Annotated in this window: 14 protein-coding genes; 6 read left to right on the forward strand and 8 right to left on the reverse strand. The window is 67.1% G+C overall.

Features of this window, described 5'->3' with window-relative positions; translation table 11 throughout:
- Window positions 1-25 precede the first annotated feature (25 nt).
- The 8 genes from glgX to C1924_RS10840 form a co-directional block, all read right to left on the reverse strand.
- Entirely contained in the window at window positions 26-2146 is a 2121-nt protein-coding gene (glgX, locus tag C1924_RS10805) for a glycogen debranching protein GlgX (RefSeq protein ID WP_108765296.1), read from the reverse strand.
- Entirely contained in the window at window positions 2133-2306 is a 174-nt protein-coding gene (locus C1924_RS10810) for a DUF2934 domain-containing protein (protein ID WP_108765297.1), read from the reverse strand. The genes glgX and C1924_RS10810 overlap by 14 nt, the downstream gene beginning before the upstream one ends.
- Window positions 2293-4833: a malto-oligosyltrehalose synthase gene (gene treY, locus C1924_RS10815; RefSeq protein WP_108765298.1), complete on the reverse strand. Its 2541-nt coding sequence runs from the start codon at window positions 4831-4833 to the stop codon at window positions 2293-2295. Before treY ends, C1924_RS10810 begins: the two co-directional genes overlap by 14 nt.
- Window positions 4830-6668: a 4-alpha-glucanotransferase gene (locus tag C1924_RS10820; protein ID WP_108765299.1), complete on the reverse strand. Its 1839-nt coding sequence runs from the start codon at window positions 6666-6668 to the stop codon at window positions 4830-4832. Before C1924_RS10820 ends, treY begins: the two co-directional genes overlap by 4 nt.
- Window positions 6665-8386 (reverse strand): malto-oligosyltrehalose trehalohydrolase, encoded by a 1722-nt coding sequence (treZ, locus tag C1924_RS10825; RefSeq protein ID WP_108765300.1) that lies wholly within the window; start codon window positions 8384-8386, stop codon window positions 6665-6667. The genes C1924_RS10820 and treZ overlap by 4 nt, the downstream gene beginning before the upstream one ends.
- Complete coding sequence (glgB, locus tag C1924_RS10830; protein ID WP_108765301.1) at window positions 8383-10617, reverse strand: 1,4-alpha-glucan branching protein GlgB; 2235 nt, start codon at window positions 10615-10617, stop codon at window positions 8383-8385. Before glgB ends, treZ begins: the two co-directional genes overlap by 4 nt.
- Window positions 10614-12080, reverse strand: a complete 1467-nt coding sequence (gene glgA, locus C1924_RS10835; RefSeq protein ID WP_254051275.1) for a glycogen synthase GlgA — start codon at window positions 12078-12080, stop codon at window positions 10614-10616. The genes glgB and glgA overlap by 4 nt, the downstream gene beginning before the upstream one ends.
- Window positions 12081-12420: 340 nt before the next feature.
- A complete protein-coding gene (locus C1924_RS10840) occupies window positions 12421-12714 on the reverse strand; it encodes a hypothetical protein (RefSeq protein ID WP_254051116.1) in 294 nt (97 codons plus the stop codon).
- 154 nt (window positions 12715-12868) lie between these two features.
- On the opposite strand from C1924_RS10840, the gene C1924_RS10845 reads away from it, so the two are divergent.
- The 6 genes from C1924_RS10845 (at window position 12869) to C1924_RS10870 (ending at window position 20100) form a co-directional block, all read left to right on the forward strand.
- Window positions 12869-14125, forward strand: coding sequence for an ectonucleotide pyrophosphatase/phosphodiesterase (locus C1924_RS10845; RefSeq protein WP_108765302.1), 1257 nt, complete (start codon window positions 12869-12871; stop codon window positions 14123-14125).
- 129 nt (window positions 14126-14254) lie between these two features.
- On the forward strand, window positions 14255-15064 hold the full coding sequence (locus C1924_RS10850) for a trypsin-like serine protease (RefSeq protein ID WP_108765303.1): 810 nt from the start codon (window positions 14255-14257) through the stop codon (window positions 15062-15064).
- 93 nt (window positions 15065-15157) lie between these two features.
- The gene (locus C1924_RS10855; protein ID WP_108767035.1) at window positions 15158-15541 is read left to right on the forward strand and encodes a BlaI/MecI/CopY family transcriptional regulator; all 384 of its coding nucleotides are present in this window, start codon (window positions 15158-15160) and stop codon (window positions 15539-15541) included.
- Window positions 15538-17007: a M23/M56 family metallopeptidase gene (locus C1924_RS10860; RefSeq protein WP_108765304.1), complete on the forward strand. Its 1470-nt coding sequence runs from the start codon at window positions 15538-15540 to the stop codon at window positions 17005-17007. The genes C1924_RS10855 and C1924_RS10860 overlap by 4 nt, the downstream gene beginning before the upstream one ends.
- 116 nt (window positions 17008-17123) lie before the next feature.
- Entirely contained in the window at window positions 17124-19310 is a 2187-nt protein-coding gene (locus C1924_RS10865; RefSeq protein WP_108765305.1) for a TonB-dependent receptor, read from the forward strand.
- 298 nt (window positions 19311-19608) lie between these two features.
- Window positions 19609-20100, forward strand: a complete 492-nt coding sequence (locus tag C1924_RS10870; protein WP_108767036.1) for a nuclear transport factor 2 family protein — start codon at window positions 19609-19611, stop codon at window positions 20098-20100.
- The last annotated feature ends 30 nt before the right edge of the window (window positions 20101-20130 follow it).

The raw sequence follows: 20130 nt of genomic DNA on the forward strand, positions 1-20130 counted from the left end.
ATCTGACCCCATGCGCTACGCGCCGTCAGGCTGCGCTGCTTGACGCCAGCAGGCACAGGCTTCTGGCTGGCAGCGTCCATTGGCCTTCGTCATCCATTTCCAGTGGTGCGTCATCGGTCTGCAGCACCACGCGCCGGAACGACAGGGTTTCATCGGAGGGCTTGAACCGCTGGACCTGCTCACTTGGGTTCAGCAACAGCGCCAGGCTGACGTGGCGACCAGGTTCACGCAGACCGCTGTCGGGGCTGCGGCCGTCCAGCACGATCAGCAGTGCACGCTGCTCCGGGCTGTGCCAGTCGCCCTCGTTCATCGCCTCCCCGTCCGGCCGACGCCATTCGATGTCGCGCATTCCAAGCGATTCATCGTAGTCACCGGTCAGGAAGCGATTGCGCCGCAGCAGCCCATACCGCCTCCGCAACGCCAATGCACGGCGCACGAATGCAGCCTGCGCCTGCGGGCCCGGCTGCGCGGCGCGCTCCCAGTCGATCCAGCTCAGCGGGTTGTCCTGGCAGTAGGCGTTGTTGTTGCCCTGCTGGGAATGGCCGAACTCATCGCCGGCAAGCAGCATTGGAGTTCCCTGCGCCAGCAGCAGCGTGGCCAGAAGGTTGCGCATCTGCCGCGAGCGCAGGGCAAGGATGTCCGCATCTTCGGTATCGCCCTCCACGCCGTGGTTGCACGACAGATTGTGCGAATGGCCATCGCGGTTGTCCTCGCCATTGGCCTCGTTATGGCGATCGTTGTAGCTCACCAGGTCATGCAGGGTGTAGCCATCGTGCGCGGTAACCAAGTTGATGCTGGCCGACGGGCGGCGCCCATGATGGTCGAACAGATCGGCAGAGCCCGTGAACCTCGCCGCGAAATCCGGCAACTGACCCGCATCGCCGCGCCACAACGCACGGGTCGTGTCACGGAACCGGTCATTCCACTCGGCCCACCCGGGAGGGAACTGTCCCAGCTGGTACCCGCCGGGCCCGATGTCCCACGGTTCGGCAATCAGCTTCACTTGGCTCAGCACCGGGTCCTGGCGCACCGCATCGAGGAAGCTGCCGGACGGGTCAAAGCCATGCCGCTCACGGCCGAGAATGGTTGCAAGGTCGAAGCGGAATCCATCGACGCGCATCTCGGTCACCCAGTACCGCAGTGAATCCATCACCATGCGCAGGGCACCGGCATTGGTCAGGTCGAAGGTGTTGCCGGTGCCGGTATCGTTGATGTAGAAGCGGCGGTCGTCGGCCAGACGGTAGTAGCTCGCGTTGTCGATGCCTTTGAACGAGAGTGTTGGCCCCAGTTCATTGCCTTCCGCGGTGTGGTTGTAGACCACGTCCAGAATGACCTCAATGCCCGCGTTGTGCAGCCGGGCAACCATCTGCTTGAACTCGGCCACTGTTTCCAGCGAAAGATAGCGCGGCTGGGGCGCAAAGAAGCCGATGGTGTTGTACCCCCAGTAGTTGCGCAGGCCACGTTCCAGCAACTGCTGGTCATCCACATAGGCATGCACAGGCAACAGCTCGATGGCGGTTACACCCAGATACGCCAGATGGTCCACCACCGCATCGTGCCGCAGTGCAGAGAACGTGCCGCGCTCTGCCTGGGGCACACCGGGATGCTGCATGGTCAACCCGCGTACGTGCGCCTCGTACATCACCGAGCGGTCCCAGGGCGTGGCCGGCGCACGCTCGCTGCCCCAGCTGAACGCCGGGTCGATCACCGCGCAGCGGGGCATGTACGGCGCACTGTCGCGGCGGTCGAAACTCAGGTCGGCATCACGGTGCCCCAGCGTGTAGCCAAACAGGTGCGGTGCCCACTTGAGCTCGCCCACGATCTGCTTGGCATAGGGATCGAGCAGCAGCTTGTTGGGATTGAACCGGTGGCCTTCCTGGGGTGCATAGGGCCCATGCACACGGTACCCATAGCGTTGGCCGGGACGCACGTCCGGCAGGTAGCCATGCCACACTTCATTGGTGTATTCGGGCAGCGCGATGCGCTCGATCTCGCGGTTGCGCGCATCGAACAGACACAGTTCGACCTTGGTTGCATGCCGTGAATACAACGCGAAGTTCACCCCGAGCCCATCCCAGGTCGCACCCAGCGGAAACGGCCTGCCCTCGCGTACGCGCGAGCTCTGCACCCACTTACGCGCTGCCATCGCTGTCGTCCTCACTGGCAGTGGCCGCGGCTATTTCTGCTTGTACAAGGCGCTCGGCCATATGCCAATGACGCTGCTGCTGATCATCGGGGCGGCCCTCCGCCTCCCAGATCTGGTGTGCCAGCATCTCAATGCGGCGGCGTCGTTCACTGCTGTCCATCTGCCCCACTCTCCTGGCTGATCCACACCGCCACCGGGCTGCCTGCGAACAGCAGCGCTTCGGCAGCGGATCCATTGAAATCTTCCGTACGGCCGTCCAGCACATTGCGCATCGTCCGTTGCGGCAGCTCCGCGAAGACGCGGCCCGCATATTCCTTCCACGCAAGACCCGGACCCGGGCAACGCGCAACGCTTGCCCTGCGGACCGCGACCAGCAACGTCTGCCCGGCATGTTCGCGCAGGAACACCAGCGTGTCCGCGGCGGGCTGATGCAGTCTGCGCAGGCCGCCATGGATGAACAGCGCGGGGTACTGGCGCCGAGCCTGCAACAGTCGTGACAGGAGGCGCATCTTGGGCGCCCCTTCGTGCCATGCCTGCAGCAACTGCGACCATGGCCGATCATCAGCCAGCGCCTGTGCGCGCAGTGCGAAATCCACAGCACGGCGGTTGTCAGGGTCGACCAGACTGAGATCCCAGAATTCGGTGCCTTGGTAGATGTCGGGCACACCCGGCAGGCACAGCTGCAGGCCGAGCTGTGCCAGGCCGTTGCTGGCGCCCGCTGCTGCAAGTGAGCGCACAAAGGATGCAAGCGCGTTGCGGGTTCCCTCAAGCTCGCTGGACTGCGTCAGCGCCTGCAGCCACTGCTGGGTCTCGTTCTCCAGATCCAGATCCGGGTCCGACCAGTTACTGATCCGCTTGCCCTCGCGCAACGCCTTGCGCATCCACTGGTCCATGCGCTGCACGAAGTCTTCCTCTGGCGCGCCGTGCATCGGCCACGCCCCCACCAGCGCCTGCCACAGTGCGTAGCCTTCGGCTGCGGGCAGTGGCATGGGCATCGCGGCAGTCGCGCACCGCTGCTCCCAGTCAGCCAGGGCCGCCTGCCACGCGAGAACGTCGCGGCTGATCAACGCCAAGCGGGCGCGTGTATCCGGACCACGCTTGTGGTCGTGCGTTGCCAGGGCCAGCAGGGCCCGCGGGTGCTGGCGTCCACGGGCCTCGGCCAACGCAAGAAGCGTTTCACCCGCCAGACCGACACACTGCGGATCGCTGCCCACTTCGTTACGCGACAGCAGCCGGTAATAGCGGTAGAAGGCGGTGTCCTCCACCGCCTTGGCATTGAGCGGTGCCGAGAGCTGACCGATCCGCACGCGCAGTTCCTGCGATGCGGGCGATTGCAGTGCCGCTACCAGCAGCGCCAGGGCGGCGCGCCCCGAGGCATCGAGCTGCCGGGCCGCTGCCGTCTCGGCCTGGGCCAGTACGCGCCGCTCTGCCGGCATCCGCAGATCATAGAGACGGTAGACTGGATAGTGGCGCAGCAACGCACACACGGTCCTGCGCAACGTGGCATCGGTGATATCACCGCTTGCGGCGGCTTCGCCGATCGACCGCTTCACACACTCCATCAGACGCCGCAGGTCCGCATGCAGCGATCCATCCAGCAGTGCATCACGGGCGGCCTGCTGCACCTCATCCAGGCCGCGCGGGTCACCTGAGCGGGCCTGCCATTGCTGGCCCAGCGCTTGGGCAGCGGTGCCATCATGCAGCCAGGCCCCGGCCTGGTCCATGAAGTCGTAGCCAGTGGTACCGTCGCACGCCCATTCCTGTGGCAATACCTCCCCTTCGGCGAGGATCTTTTCCACGTGCAGGGTGATATCCGGGCCACGCCGGCCAGCTTCCGCTGCGGCCTCATCGAGGTCTGCGCGCAGCCGCGCGAGATAGGCACCGGGATCTGCCAGACCATCGACATGGTCGATGCGCAGGCCATCGACCCAGCCTTCGCGCACCAGCCTCAGCGGCAGCGCGTGGACGGCAAAGAAGACGTCTTCCCGCTCGGCCCGCAGGGCGGCCAGTGCGGTGATATCGAAGAAGCGCCGATAGTTGACCTGGTCACCCGCGGTGCGCCACCACGCCAGGTGGTAGTGCTGGCGCTGCAGCAATGTGTGCATGCGCTCGACCGAACGATTGCAGCGATCAATCCAGTTCTGCCGCGCACCTGGCTGCAGTGGATAGCTGCGTGGTGAGAGCGGCAGGCGCAGCGCGTGATGGAAGAGGTAGGGTTGATCGCCCGCCTCTTCGACACGCAGCACCCCGGCCTGTACCGCCTCCTGCAGCGGCCGTTCCAGCACCGGCAGCCACAGCCGCTGGCCACAACCGCTGGCATCCCAATTGATGTCGAACCACTGGGCATAGCGGCTGCGGCGTCCATGCATCAGCACATCCGCCCACCACGCGTTTTCCGGGGCAGCCGCCAGGTGGTTGGGCACGATGTCCAGGATCAGTCCCAACCCGCCTTCTCGGGCACGCCGTGCCAGCCGCAGGAAAGCAGCCTCACCGCCCAGCTCGGGGTTGATACGCGTTGGATCGATGCCGTCGTAGCCATGGGTGGAACCCGGCATCGACGCGGCGATCGGCGAAAGGTAGAGATGGCTGACGCCGAGCGCGGCGTAATAGTTCACCTGTGCCGCTGCAGCATCGAAGTCAAAGCCGGCATGCAGCTGCAGTCGGGCGGTGGCGCGAAGTGCGGTCATGCCGTCACTCCGTCACGGTCTGCGCTGACGCGCTGCAGCCGCGATTGCAGCGCGGCTTCGTCCCAGTGCTGCGGCAGCCGACGCCGCCAGTTGGGGTGGCCGCCGACGGTCCCCGGTAGATTGACCTGGGTGCGCAGGCCCAGCGCGTCTTCCAGGGGGAGCAATGCCAGCCGCGAGGGTGTGCTGGCCAGCAGATCCAGCGCTTCGTCTTCCACGTCATCTCCAGTTACGATCTGTGCCAGTGCCGCCGCAACGTGCCGGCGCTCATCCAGCGCTGCAGAAAGGTTTTCGATTTCACCCAGGCGCGCCCGCCAGCGCAGATCACGCGCGCGCAGCCACCCGCCAAGCGGCGGCAGATCGTGCGTGGAAGGCATGGCGACAGCATCCCGGCGCCAGCGCGATGCCGGCAGGAAGCCCGCCGCATCGCGGGTGAAGGGCAGCACATCCAGGCCCAGCACGCCGCGCGCAGCGAGCTGCTGGCGAATGCCCGCGGGAACCACGCCCAGATCCTCGCCGATGACGACGCAGCGGTGCCGCCAGGATTCGAGCACCAGCAGGTTGAGCAGATCCTGCAGGGGGAACTGCAGATAGACGCCCTCGCTGGCGGATGCGCCTTGCGGCAGCACCCACAGCCGATGCAGACCCAGAATATGGTCGATGCGCACGCCGCCACGATGGGCCATCACCGCCCGCAGCAGACGGATGAAGGGCAGATAGCCTTGCCTGCGCAGGGCCAACGGCGAAAAGCCGGTGATTCCCCACGCCTGACCCTGGCTGTTGAATGCATCGGGCGGCGCACCCAGTTCCAGGCCCGCGAGCATCGCGTCCGGCTGTGAGCGCGCCTCCGCACCGCCGGGCGCGCAGCCCACCGCCAGATCGGCAATCAGTCCGATGGCGGCGCCGTCGTTACGTGCCTGGGAATGCAGCTGCATCCAGCACCGCTGCGCAACCCACTGCGCGAAGGCATGGTCAAGCGCACTTCCGCTGCGGGCGCCGGCAGCCACAGAACAGTAGTCCTGCAGTGCGGGCCCCGCTGCGGCTTCCCATTGGCAGACCTCGGCCCACAGGCCGGGCTGCGACTGCTGCAGTTGCAGCCTGGTCGACCGCAGCCAGCGCCACTTCAGGTCGGCGGCGCTTTCCCAGTCGATCCGCCGCGTCGCGGTGCCGGCATCCACGGCGTCGGCCAGGTGCCGATCCTCGTCCAAAGCGGCGCGGGCTGCGTCCGGAACCGCCTGCAGCAACGAGGCCTGCAACGGATCGAGCCAGCGCCGATCGCTGGGCGAGTACGGACTGAAACCGGCATCGGGTGCCAGGCCCGCATGCATCGGGCTGAGCGCCAGTGCGTCGCCGCCGTGTTGGCGCAGCCGCTGCAGCCAGGGCGCACAACCTGCGCTGTCACCAATGCCGGCATCCCCTGCGGACCGCAAGCTGTAGACCTGGGCGGCCAGACCCCAGCCGCGCTCTACCTGCACAGGCCACCAGGCCTTCGGCGGAGCAACCGCAACCGCGATGCTCTGCTGCATGTGCTGCCAGTGCCAGTAACCCGGTTGCACGGGGGCGTGCCATCGCCCGGCGTCGTCTTGCCGTGCTTCGACCGTCTCACCGGCATCGTTCACCCAGCGCGCAGGACCGGCAGCACCCGGCAATACCAAGGGTTCCCCGCAGACCGCTGTGTACAGGGGGCTGCCCGGCGCGTCCGAACCCGGCTGCAGCGCCTGCAGGACTGCACGCAGGACCTCGGGCGCGACTTCGCACTGCCGGCCGGATACATCCTCCCACTGTGGCATCAGACCGGCCGCGCGCGCGGCTGCCTGGAGCGCCGCATCCCCGCTCATGCCGGCAGCCAGCGCAGCTGCAGCCCACCGCCGGCCTGGAGCATCTCGCCAGTCGGCAGACGCAACAGCGGCTCGCCGTCGGGAAGTGAGTGAGCTACGGCTTCACGGCCGGTATTGAAGGCGATCCACCATTGGCCGGCGGGTAGTTGCCAGCCTGCCTGCACCGCCCCTTGGCCAAGAACCTTCGCCCCCAGGGAGCGTGCCTGTTCAAGGCCGGGCTGCAGATAGCGTTTGCGCAATGCGAGCAGATCGCGCAGCCATGCCAGTGCACCTTGCCAATCGGACCCATCATCGGGTGGCGGTACGCGGGAGGCCTCCAGGGTCGCAGGATCGTTCGGATCGGGAATCCGCGCCCGCGATGCGGCATCGGCAAAGGCGTTGAAGCCCGCGAACTCGCGGCGGCGTCCTTCGCGTACCGCCTCATCCAGCGGCGCCTGGTAATCAGTAAAGAACAGGAACGGCGAACGTGCCTGCCACGGTTCCCCCATGAAGAGCAGAGGCACCATGGGCGTCAGCACGGTCAGTGCCGTGGCGATACGCAGCGCCTCCGGGCCGAGCAGTTGGTTCAGCCGCTCACCGAATGCACGGTTGCCCACCTGGTCATGGTTCTGCGCGAACACAATGAACCGCGCAGGCGGAACATCGGCACTGGGTTCCCCACGCGGCCTGCCGTGCAGATCGGGCTCACCCTGCCACGCGAATCCTTCGGCCAGGCAGCGCGCGAACAGCGCCTCGGCACGCCCTGCGTAAGCGGCGTAGTAGCCTTCGTGCTCGCCCGTCAACAGCACATGCAGCGCGTTGTGGAAGTCGTCATTCCACTGCGCCTGGTAGGCACCCCGCAGCCAACGCGCCTGGTTGCGCTCGTTCTCCAGCATCAGGTGCGCGTGGGGCACTTCAGCCCGGATCGCATCACTGAACTGCTGCAGGAAGCGATCGTCATCAATGGCGTGCACCGCATCCAGGCGCAGGCCGTCAATCCGGTACTCCTGCAACCACATCAGCGCGTTGTCGATGAAGAAGCGCTGCACGTAGCGCTGCTCGAAGTCGATGGCCTCACCCCACGGCGTGCTGCGCCCGAGGTGGAAGAAGCGGCGGGCATACTGGGCCAGATGGTTGCCCTGTGGCCCGAAGTGGTTGTAGACCACATCCAGCAGTACGGCCAGGCCCGCGGCGTGGGCCGCGTCAACAAAGCGCTTAAGCGCTTCCGGCCCGCCATACGCCTGTGCCGGCGCATAGGGAAACACGCCGTCATAGCCCCAGTTGCGGGTACCGGGAAACTGCGCCACCGGCATCAGTTCGATGGCGGTGATGCCCGTGGCGGCCAGCATCGGCAGCTGCTCCGTCAGTGCGGCAAAGCCACCGGCCGCCTCTACATGCACTTCGTAGATCACCATGTCCTGCCAGGGCACACCGCTCCAGCCCTGCGTCTGCCAGTCGTAGACGTCTGCCGACAGCACGGCGCTGGGGCCTTCGATGCCGTCCGGCTGCCAGCGGGACGCAGGATCGGGCACTTCCGCGCCATCAGGCAGACGGAAGCGGTAGCGATCGCCGTGCGCGGCCGGGGCGCGCAGCCAGTGCAGTCCATCGGCCTGGCGCCGCATGGGACGGGCCGATTCACCCAGCACCAGCTCAATCTGCTCGGCATCCGGGGCCCAGAGCTGGAAGTCCACCGCCCCATCTGTTGCCGGCCATGCGCCAAGGCGCGCGCCCGCGCTCATGCAATGACCTGCAGGTACAGCGTGGACATCGGCGGCAGGGTCAGGCGGAGCGACTGCGCATGCCCATGCATGGACCGCGCTTCGGTGGCCACCGCACCCAGGTTGCCTCTATTGCCGCCTGCATAGTGGTGGCTATCCGTGTTCAACTGTTCCGACCACAGACCAGCCTCGGGTACACCCACCCGGTAGCCTTCGCGCAGCACGGGGGTGAAATTGCTGACAACCAGCATTGCAGGCGCACGGCCCTCAGGGTCCTGGCGGATGAAGGCATAGACGCTGTTGCGGTTGTCATCGGCAACACTCCACGCAAACCCGCGTTCGTCCCGTTCATCGCGATGCAGGGCCGGCTGCTTCAGCAGTTGCGCGTTCAGATCACCCACCAGCCGCATCAACCCACCACCCTCGGCACTCGCCGCCTGCTCCCATTCCAGCCCGCGCTGGTGGGCCCATTCGCCAGCCTGGCCGAACTCACCGCCCATGAAGAGCAGCTTGCTGCCGGGGTGCGCCCACATGAAGGCGTAATAGGCACGCAACTGGGCGAACTGCTGGTCGCGGTGCCCGACCATCTTGCCGAGCAACGAGCCCTTGCCATGAACCACTTCATCATGTGAAAGCGGCAACACGAAACGCTCGGAAAACGCGTAGACCAGACCGAAGCTGATCTCGCTGTGGTGATGCTGGCGATGCACAGGATCGCGCTGCAGGTAGTGCAGCGTGTCGTGCATCCAGCCCATGTTCCATTTATGGGTGAAGCCCAGCCCACCGTCTGCAACCGCGTGGGTGACCCCAGGCCACGCCGTGCTTTCCTCGGCGATGACCAGGACATCGGGGAAGCGCCCGCGCAGCGTCTGGTTCATCTTCTGCAGAAAGCCAACGGCCTCCAGATTCTCGCGGCCGCCCAGTGCATTGGGTACCCACTGCCCCTCCGGCCGGCTGTAGTCGCGATACAGCATGGACGCCACGGCATCCACGCGCAGCCCGTCGATATGGAAGCGCTCGATCCACTCCAGCGCGCTGCCGATCAGGTACGCAGCGACCTCATTGCGGCCATAGTTGTAGATCAACGTATCCCAATCGGCATGCTTCCCCTCGCGCGGGTCTGCATGTTCATACAGCGCGGTGCCATCAAACTGGGCCAGGCCATGGGCATCGTCGGGGAAGTGCGCGCTGACCCAGTCAACGATCACGCCCAGACCGGCCTGATGGCAGCGGTCTACAAAGCGGGCGAACGCTTCCGGGGTGCCATAGCGCGCGGTCGGCGCGTAGATGCCCAGCGGCTGGTAGCCCCACGAGCCGCCGAAAGGATGCTCGCTGATCGGCAGAAGCTCGATATGGGTGAAACCCAGTCCGGCCACGTGAGGAATCAACCGGTCCGCCAACGCGTCCCAGTCCAGTACGCTGCCATCGTCACCGCGTTGCCAGGACCCCGCATGTACCTCATAGATGGACAGCGGCGCGTTGATGCCCAGCTGGGCACGGCGCTGCAACCAGCCCGCGTCGTTCCACTGCAGGGGTTCGGAGGACGCGACGCGCGACGCGGTGGCGGGAGAGCGCTCGGCCCAGCGGGCCATCGGGTCCAGCTTGTCTGGCAGGCCTTGGCCATCCGCGCCGATCAGGCGGAACTTGTAGCACGCCCCCGGCTTCACACCGGGCACGAACAGTTCCCACACGCCCGCAGCGTGGCGCAACCGCATCGGGTGGCGACGACCATCCCAGCCGTTGAAGTCACCGACCACAGCCACGCGCCGGGTATTCGGCGCCCAGACCGCGAAACGCACACCTTCGACGCCCTGCACGGTCATTTCCGTGGCGCCGAGGGCGCGTATCGCTTCCGCATCACCGTGGTGCATGCGCTGCAGCAGCGCCTCGTCCAGCAGCGGTCCGAACGCATAGGCGTCATGCACCTGCTGCACATCCTCGGCGAAGTGCAGCACGAGCAGGGGAATCGCATCGGCGCCCGCGCGCCCCTCATACAGACCCGGCAGATCGGTAGGGCGAAGATCCCAGCGGCTACCCGTTGATTCGATCACCTCCACCCGCTGCGCATGGGGTACCAGCACGCGGATGAGACGTTCACCCTTGGCATCAATGTGAGGCCCCAACAAGGCAAACGCATCGGCTGGGTTCCCCTGCACCAGCGCCTGCAGCTCCCACTTTGACGTTACAACCGTTTCGCCCAGCACTTCGCTTCCGTACTCGAAATCGACCACGCCCCGTCCTTCCTCGTTCATGCGGCCACCTGGCAGGTCTGCTGGTACAGCGCCAGATAGGCTCTGCCGGCAGCTTCCCACCCACCCGGCCGCAGCATCGCGGCGCGGCGCATGGCCTGCATCAGCACCGGCAGCCGGAACGTGCGCATGGCTCGTTCAACGCAGCGGCGAAGCCCGTCAGCGTTCGCACCGTGGAACAGGAACCCGGTCACGCCGTCTTCCACCGTGTCGACCAGACCGCCCGTGGCATGGGCAATCGGCAGGCACCCGAACCGCTGCGCATACATCTGGCTGAGCCCGCACGGCTCGAAGCGCGAAGGCATCAACAGGAAATCGGCACCCGCAAACATCTGCCGTGCCAGCCCCTCTTCAAAGCCGATGAAGGCGCCAACCCGGCCCGGGAAGCGCTGCGCCAGTGCCTGCACCTGCGCCTCGACCTGCGGTTCGCCACCACCGATCACCACCAGCTGGCCGCCAGCCGCCACGATCTGCGGGGCGACATCGCAGGTGATGTCCAGGCCCTTCTGATGGACAAGGCGCGAGACCACGGCGAACAGGGGGCCCTGCGAAGGCTGCAGGCCGAAGGCCTGGCGTACCGCCTGCGCATTGGTCTGCCGGCCGGTGCTCTGGCCGATGCTGAAACGGGCCTTGAGGTGAATGTCCCGGCGCGGATCCCAGCTGGCATCAATGCCGTTGACGATGCCGCTGAGGTGCCCGCCCGCCGCGCGCCGTGCCAGCAGCTCGTGCAGTCCGCAGCCGTCCTCGGCAGCGGTGATCTGCTGCGCGTAACGCAGGCTGACCGTGTTCAGGCGGGTTGCATTGGTGATGCCTCCCTGCAGGAAGGACATGTGACCATGAAAATGCAGTTCGTCCAGGTGTTCGGCCGGAATACCCAGCGTGGGAGCCAAGGCAAACGGGAACAGGCCCTGGTAGGCAAGGTTGTGAATGGTCAGCAGGGTCGGAACCGCCGTGCGGTCCCAGCGCACATACGCCGCTGCCATGGCAACCGGCCAGTCATTCAGGTGCAGCAACTGCGGTTTCCAGTCCAGTCCGGCACGCCCGGCGGCCAGTTCCGCTGCGGCGTGCGACAACGTGGCAAACCGCACGGCATTGTCCGGCCACTCGCGCCCCTGCGCATCCACATACGGGGAGCCCTCGCGTTCGTACAGCGCCGGGGACAGCAGTACGTAGATCGGCAGACCGTCGGCCTGCAAGGCCATTGCCACGGTGCAGGCCGGCAGGCCGGCACGACCTTCCACGCGGCCCACTTCACGCAGGTGCGGCAGACGCTGCAGCACTTCCGGGTAGCCCGGCAGCAGTACGCGCGCATCGCAGCCGGCGCGCACCGCACGCGGCAGCGCCGCCGCTACATCGCCCAGCCCGCCCGCCTTGATGAAGTCGGCCATTTCAGTTGCAACAAACAGAACCCGCTGCACGAGTTCCGGCAGTTCAACTGGCTGTGAAGAGCCCCGGCGTGTCCCGATCGGTACGACGGCAGTCGCGGGCAGGAGGGGTTCTGCAACGGTGTCATGCAGCGAATCGGCGACGAAGTCGAGGGCCATGGCACTTCTCTGAATCAGTCAGGCAGACGCCAGCGGCGCCCGATTGGGCGCTGATGCTGGAAGGGAAGTCGTCGCGGAACGTGGGGGACGTCTGCGTAGGCTCAGTGCGAATGTGCACGGTTGCATATCAAACAACCGTGAAGCACAGGCGATTTTTGCGTGACACCCCTCACCGGGTGACGCGCGCATGGCTCGCGCGGCCCGTCATGGTGTGCGTAATGGAGCGTGGTGGCTGGCTACCACGCATCGCTGGTTCAGCTGTCTACACAGCCATTTGCAACTGCAGGACGGTGCCGTCGTCCAGGTCCAGCGCACGCTGCAGCGCCTGCCCGTCGCCCAACGCCTGCACCGCCGCACGCGGCAGCACCAGCCTGCAGTCGGTGCCGCCATCAAGGAGCACGGCCTGGTCGCCATCGTGCAGGGAGACGGCCAGCGCCCAGCCACCGTTGCCGCCGAAGCGGGTGAGGTTCTCGATGCTTTCACCGCCCATCAGCCGCGAAAGCTCGCCGTGTTCCAGGTGCAGGCGCATGGCCTGCTGCTGCAGTTCAACCTTCACGAGGTGGCACCCAACACGCGTGCGGACGGGGAATCAACGGGAACATGGGGCATGCGTTCAACTACGGTAGCGGCGTTTTCAGCGGCTATTTTACCCGCAACGCACGCCGCCACATCCGTCCTAGCGTTGTCATCACCTCTGGCTAGGATGGGCCATGAACTTCCGCCTTCTCTGCGCTTCGATGGCTGTGCTGTGCCTGATGGCCTGCAGCACGCCTTCGCCTCACCCCCCCGCCGCCGCCCGCGCCTCCACGGCCGTTGCAGCATCGCCACGGTTGCTGCTGGTCTCCATCGACGGCCTGCGTGCCGATGCACTGGATCGCGGCCTGACACCCAACATCCAGCGCATGATCGACGGAGGCGTCCGCGCACGCTGGATGACCCCGTCCTATCCGTCGCTGACCTTCCCCAATCACTACACTCTGGTGACCGGCCTGCGCCCCGGCCATCACGGCATCATCCACAACAGCATGCGCGACCCGCAGCTGGGCCGGTTCGAGATCCACGACCCGGCGGCCGTCACCGATGCGCGCTGGTGGGGCGGCGAGCCGATCTGGGTGAGTGCCGAGAAGGCCGGCGTGCATACCGCCACTTGGTCGTGGCCCGGCAGCGAGGCCGCCATCCAGGGTGTGCGCCCCAGCCAATGGCAGGCCTACGACCGCACCATCGCATTGGAAGACCGTGTGCAGACCGTCCTGGGCTGGCTTGCGCAGACCGGCCCGCAGTCCCCGCGCCTGGCCACGCTGTACATGGAAAACGTCGACAAGGCCGGCCACACCTACGGCCCGGACTCGGCCGAGTACCGCCAGGCCATCCAGCGCGCTGATGCCATCATCGGCCAGGTGCTCGATGGCCTGCAGGCGCGCGGTCTCGCTGCGGGCACCAACATCGTGCTGGTGTCCGACCACGGCATGGCAGCGCTGCCGCAGGGCCAGGTGATCAATACCGAGCGCATGGTCGACCCGGCCATTGCGGTGGCCACCAGCGTGGGCCAGCCGGTCGGCTTTACCCCTGCACCCGGCCGAGAACACGACGCCGAACAGGCGCTGCTGGGCCGGCACGATCATTACCAGTGCTGGCAGCGTGTCGCGTTGCCGCCGCGCTGGCAGTACGGCCAGCACCCGCGCACGCCGCCCATCGTGTGCGAGATGGACGAAGGCTGGGATGCGCTGACACCCGACCTGCTGGCCCGCCACGCGCACGACTATCGCGGCACCCATGGCTACGACAACACGCTGCCGTCCATGCGCGCGGTGTTCGTGGCCATGGGCCCCTCGTTCGCCACCGGCAGGACCGTCGGCGGTTTCGACAACGTGGATGTCTATCCCCTGCTGGCCCGGCTGTTGAACGTGCCTGCGGCGGCCAATGATGGAAACCCCACCACGTTTGATGGCGTGCTGCGCCAGCACTGAGCCGGCGCTTTCATCGGTACGCTGCCCGCCTTCGTCGCACGCGCGGGTGGCTTCGTCGCACACCGCTTCCGCGGCGGGCCGGTTGCGCGGTACGGTCAACGCCCTCCCCGTAATGGACCGGACCGGCACATGCGCCACTGGCTTCTTCTCGCCCTCGCCGCCCTGCCCCTCAGCGCAGGCGCCATTGTCATCCGCAGCGACGTGGACGACAGCGCCTACCGCATTCCCGCCTCGGCGTTCCCCGCGTTGGCTGACATGCCCGGCGAAGGCCATGGCGTACTCATCGCACCGCGCTGGGTGGTGACCGCCGCACATGCCGCGCCCATGGAAGGCATGGATGCCGAGGTGCAGGTCAACGGCCAGCCCTACCGCGTGGCCCGCGTATTTGTGCACCCCGGCTACCGGCGCCTGCCCGATGCGCTGGGCCAGGCCGCCCTGGCCTCAGGAAATCCGGGCCCGATCCATGCCTTCCTTGCTGCGTCCGATGACGTCGCCCTCATCCAGCTGGAAACACCGGTCAACGGCGTTGCTCCCGTGCCCCTCTATCGCGGCGATGACGAAGCCGGAATGATCGCCACGCTCGTCGGCAAGGGTGCCACCGGCACCGGCAGCACCGGGCTGGCGCCGGGCGCATCGCACCGGGGTGTGCTGCGTCGCGCGGAAAACGCAGTGACCGGTGGCAACGAACGCTATCTCTGGTACCGCTTCGATGGCCCGAAGGCGGGCCTGCCGTTGGAAGGGGTGATCGGAAACGGCGACAGCGGCGGCCCGTTGCTGGTCCGCGATCAGGCCGGCTGGCAGGTGATCGGCCTGGCGTCGTGGATCACCGCCGTGCCGGAACACGCGCTGGACGCGGGCTTCTACGGCCAGGTGGTGCACAACGTGCGCCTCTCGCGCTACACGGCGTGGATCGACACCACGATGCGCACCACGCCGTGATGGATGCGCACCACGCCGTGATGCCCGACTGACTTGCACTGCGTGCGACACATGTCGCACACTTGCGACATCGATCAAATGGCAGGCCTGACGATGTCCTCCGTACCGACCCCCTCCAACGCCGAACTGGAACTGCTGAAGTGCCTCTGGCGCGACGGCGCCTGCAGCGCACGCGAACTGCACAACGCCGCCGCTGCCACGCTGGACTGGTCGTACTCCTCCACCCGCAAGACGCTGGAACGCATGGTCGACAAGGGCCTGGTGAAGGAAAGCAGCCAGCACGGCCTGAACGTGTACAGCGCCAAGGTGGGCAAGGTGGCAACGCTGGCCGTGCTCAGCGCGGACTTCGCCCGCCGCGTGCTGGAAATCGACGGCCCGCTGCCCTCCCAGGCCTTCGCTGACAGTCGGCTGCTCAGTGGTAAGGAGATCGAGCAGCTGGAGGCTCTGCTGCGCGCGCACGATGAGGGCCAGCCATGAGCCTGCCTGCAACCACCGCGTGGCTGGTGACCCTGGTGGCCAGCCTGCTGGGCGCCGGCCTGGTCTGGTACGCGGCGCTGGCGCTGCAGCGCGGGCTGCAGCTTTCCCATGCCAGCTCGCGATTCTGGATGGGCGCGTGGCTGTGCGCCGTGCTGCCCCCGGCGCTGGGCATGCTGCTGCCCCTGCAGAGCGCACCCCTGCCAGCGCTGACCAGCGCACTGCCGGTTGCCCTGGATACCCTGCCCGATGCGCTGCAGCCTGCGGCTTCGGGAGACCCTGCGTCCGGCATCTCGCTGGCGGCGGGGCTGCCGCTCTGCCTGATGGTCATCTACGCGGGCGGTATGCTGCTTTCGCTGGCACGCTGGGCGCTGGCCACGTGGTGTGTGCGCGCTGTACTGCGCAGCAGTCATCCCGTGCAGGCCACCCACCTGCCCGGCCCGCAATCGCAGCGGGCTATCGCGGTGCTGCAGGCATCGGGCATTACGGTACGCGTCATCGACGGCGCCGGCACGCCATTCGCAGTGGGCTGGCCGCAGCCACGCATCCTCCTGCCGGCGGCCAGCCTCGCGATGCCTGATCGCGCACTGCGTCTGGTCATCGGCCACGAAGCGGCGCACCTGCACCGCCGTGATCCACTGCGCGCCACCGTGATGCGCCTGGTGGCCGCCCTGTACTGGTTCAACCCGTTCGTGCGGCGCATCGCCGTGCGCGTGCAGCTGGCGGCGGAACTGCAGTGCGATGCCCGTGCGCTGGCTGAAGCGCCCGCCGCCGGCGATGGCCGCCTGCTGGCACAGGCCTATGTGGATACGCTGCGCCATGCCAGCGCGCTGCAGCCTGCCAGCGCACTGTCACACCGTGATCCCGGCGGCCACCAGCTGCGCCTGCGGCACATGCTGCAGGGCGATGCAGGCCGGCGCCCCGGAACCACCTTTGCAGTGCTTATGGCCGCGTCCGGCGCCGCCGTTACCCTCGGCCTGGCCAGCGTGCAGGCGGCGGTGATGGCCGACCCGCCCTCGCGCGCGCTGCCGCTGCCGGTCGCATCGGTCACCCTGCTGGAAGCCACCCTGCCCCCGGCACCTGCGTTTACCGCGCCACTCGCCCATGCGCGGGTGACCAGCGTGTTCGGCCACGCGTCGACATTCCGCCAGAACGCGCACCGTGGCGTGGACTTTGCGGCCCGCCGTGGCACCGCCGTGCAGGCACCGGCCGATGGCACGATCATCGCCGCCACCCGCGCCTACCTCGATGGCCCCAACTACGGCACCGTGGTGGTGATCGACCACGGCGGCGGTTGGCAGACCCTGCTGGCCCATCTGCAGGACTACGACGTGCAGGTCGGCCAGCGCGTGCGCCAGGGCGAGACCATCGCACGCAGCGGCAACACCGGCCGCACCACCGGCCCCCATCTGCACATGGAACTGCTGCGCAGCGGCACGCGCGTGGATCCGCAGGCCTGGCTGCAGTAGACCGCTGACGCGCCCACCGCGCGTTGCCCTCCCGCTCAAGGCATTGCCCCGATACCCGGCTGCGGGAGGCCCTGCTGCGGCCTGCCGTCACCCTTTCAGGAAGGAACCCGACGATCATGCAACGCGCTTCAACGCATCGCCCGCCGCGCCGCACCCGCCTGGCCATCAGCTGCCTGCTGTGGCCCGCCGCCGCCACGGCCACCGCCCAGACCGCGCCGACAACGCCCGCCACCTCCGAACTGGACGCCGTGCAGGTGCAGACGCGACGCTACGACGCGCGGCGCGATGATGTGGCCAGCCGCATCGTGGTGGATCACCAAACGCTGCGGCGCCAGGGCGATACCGATCTACTGGAGGCACTCAAGCGCCTGCCCGGCGTGAGCGTCTCCCCTGGCGCGCCGGGCCGACCGGGCACGGTGTCGCTGCGCGGGCTGGGCAACGGCTACACCCAGATCCTGCTGGACGGCCAACGCGTGCCCGCCGGCTTCAGCCTGGATTCGCTGGCCACCGAACAGATCGAGCGCATCGAGATTCTGCGCGCCCCCACCGTGGACCATGGGACGGGCGCCATCGCCGGCACCCTCAACATCATCACCCGCACGACCGCGCCCAAGGACAGCCAGCGCCTGACCCTGTCCTGGGCTGAGAGCCAGTCGCGCAGCACGCCCTCGGCCAGCTGGCGGCAGACGCACCAGGGCGCCCGGATCGACCAGGCGCTGACCGCCACGGCGACCGGCCGTGCCTTCCTGGTGGAAGAGCACGGCAGCGAACAGGGCTGGGACGGCGATGGGCAACCGGTGCTGTTCCGGCAGAGCCGCCTGCGCGCCACCGGCCGCCGCGACAGTCTCTCGTTGGCGCCTTCGATGACCGTCAAGGCCAGCGCAGACGATACGGTTTCGCTGCAGGCGCTGCTGGACGCGTCCGACTTCCGCCGCGACATGCTGATCGACTGGGACACCCTGCAGGGGCCTGCGCTGCGCACGCCTCACTACCGGCAGCGCACGCGCCTGCGCCTGGACCAGGGCCAGGCCAGCGCGGAATGGACACGCCAACTGCAGCGCGGTGGCAGCCTCACCCTGCGCGGCGCGCTGGACGGCAACCGCGAAACCTATCGCTTCCGTGAGCAGGGCCAGGCACCGGACGGGCAGGACAACCTGGCCGACCATACCGATGCGCGGCTGCATGTACTGGGTGGCACCAGCCGCGTGCAGTGGACCCTGCCTGCGCGCGGCCGCCATACCGTGCAGCTGGGTGCCGAGGGCAGCATCGACAACCGACGCGAATCGCGGCTGCAGCAGTTGCAGGACTTCGATGGCGCGCCCACCGCAGTGAGCGACCTCGCCTTTGATGCACGCCTGCACCGCGTGGCGGTCAACGCGCAGGATGAGTTCGCCTTGAGCGAGCAAAGCGCCTTCTACTTCGGCGGCCGCTGGGAACACCTGCAGACCCGCAGCGAAGGCCGGGATTTCGCCGCCGTGCGAAACCGTGCCAGCGTGTTCACCCCCGTGCTGCAGGGGCTGTGGAAGCGGGCCAAGGGCAAGGACCAGCTGCGCGTCTCGCTGAGCCGCACCTTCCGTGCACCGGAACTGCGCTTGCTGGTGCCACGGCCCTACACCTCCACCAACAACCGCGCATTGAACCCGGACGAGATCGGCAACCCGGCGCTGCGCCCGGAACTGGCCTGGGGCCTGGACACCGCGTGGGAACTGCACGGCCGCGAGGGCACGCAGGCCAGCATCGGCGGCTATGTGCGCCGCATCGATGCGCCCATCCGCACCGAAACCGTGCTGCGCGACGGGCGCTGGGTGGCCACACCGGTCAACGGCAGCCGTGCCACGGCCTGGGGCATCGAACTGGATGGGCAGATGCCGCTGACCCGTTTGCTGCGCGAAGCGCCCGATATCGAACTGCGAGGCAACGCGAGCTGGAACCAATCGCGGGTGCGCGATGTCCCCGGCCCCGACAACCGCATCCAGGACCAGGTGCCGTTCACCGCCAACGCAGGCGTGGATTACCGCATCACTCCGCGCTGGAGTAGTGGCCTGGCCTATAGCTACCGCAGCGGCGGCCGCATCCGCTACAGCCTGAGCGAACTGGACATCGCCGCCTACCGGCGCGAGCTGGAAGCCTGGGTGCAATACAGTTCCACAGCACACGGCAAACTGCGGCTGACCGGCAACACGTTGCTGGGGCGCGACGGCGAAAGTGGCCAGTGGCGCTTCGATGACGGCGGCACCCAGGTGGTGCGCAACGCACGGCGTGCAGTGCCCAGCCTGCGGCTGCAATGGGAACTGCCACTGTAGGTAGCGTCGAACTTGCTCGACTGCTGTTCGCCCCACCGTAGAGTCGAGCTTGCTCGACTGCTCTTCGCTGTTCCGTAGAATCGAGCTTGCTCGACTGCGGTTGGCCAGGAGCAGTCGAGCAAGCTCGACTCTACAACACGTCAAAGGCAAGCCCGCACTTGGACAGCAGCAGACGTTCCGGGCAGACTGACCCACCCAGCACACGCGCGCGACAAGCCTCATGGAAAAAAGGATTTCCCCACGCAGCCTCCCCCTTCGTGCCTTGCCGCGCACAGCCGCCTTCGTGCTGGGTGTCAGCATGCTTTTCACCGGCCCTGCAGGTGCGCAGACCAGCACGCGCGACCAGGATGTAAAGGCCATCGAACAGGTGCTGGAAACCTTCCGTACCGCGCTGATCAACAAGGACAAGCCCACCTACATGAGCTTGTTCTTCTCGGACAAAGCGGAGGACATCGGCTGGCAGTTCGTCACCGAGGATGTGCGCCTGCAGGACATCCGCAGGACCAAGCCCGACGCGATCAAGGCCCGACAGATTCCTTCCAACAACTTCATTTCGCTCATTGACGGTGCAGTCGCATCGCCTGACCGGAAGGAAGAAACCTTCTCCAACCCCAGGATCGAAACCGATGGCGATGCCGCCTCGCTTTCCTTCGATTACGCCTTCCTGTCGAACGGGGTCAAACAGAACTGGGGGAAGGAGATGTGGCAGCTGATCCGCACCGAGCAGGGCTGGAAGATCTTCTCTGTGATCTATTCAGTGCGCGATGAGCGCAGCCCAACAGAAGATTGACCGCATACCAGCTCGCGCTTCGCTCTTCCG

It is taken from the genome of Stenotrophomonas sp. ESTM1D_MKCIP4_1, assembly GCF_003086895.1.
Taxonomy (GTDB): Bacteria; Pseudomonadota; Gammaproteobacteria; order Xanthomonadales; family Xanthomonadaceae; genus Stenotrophomonas.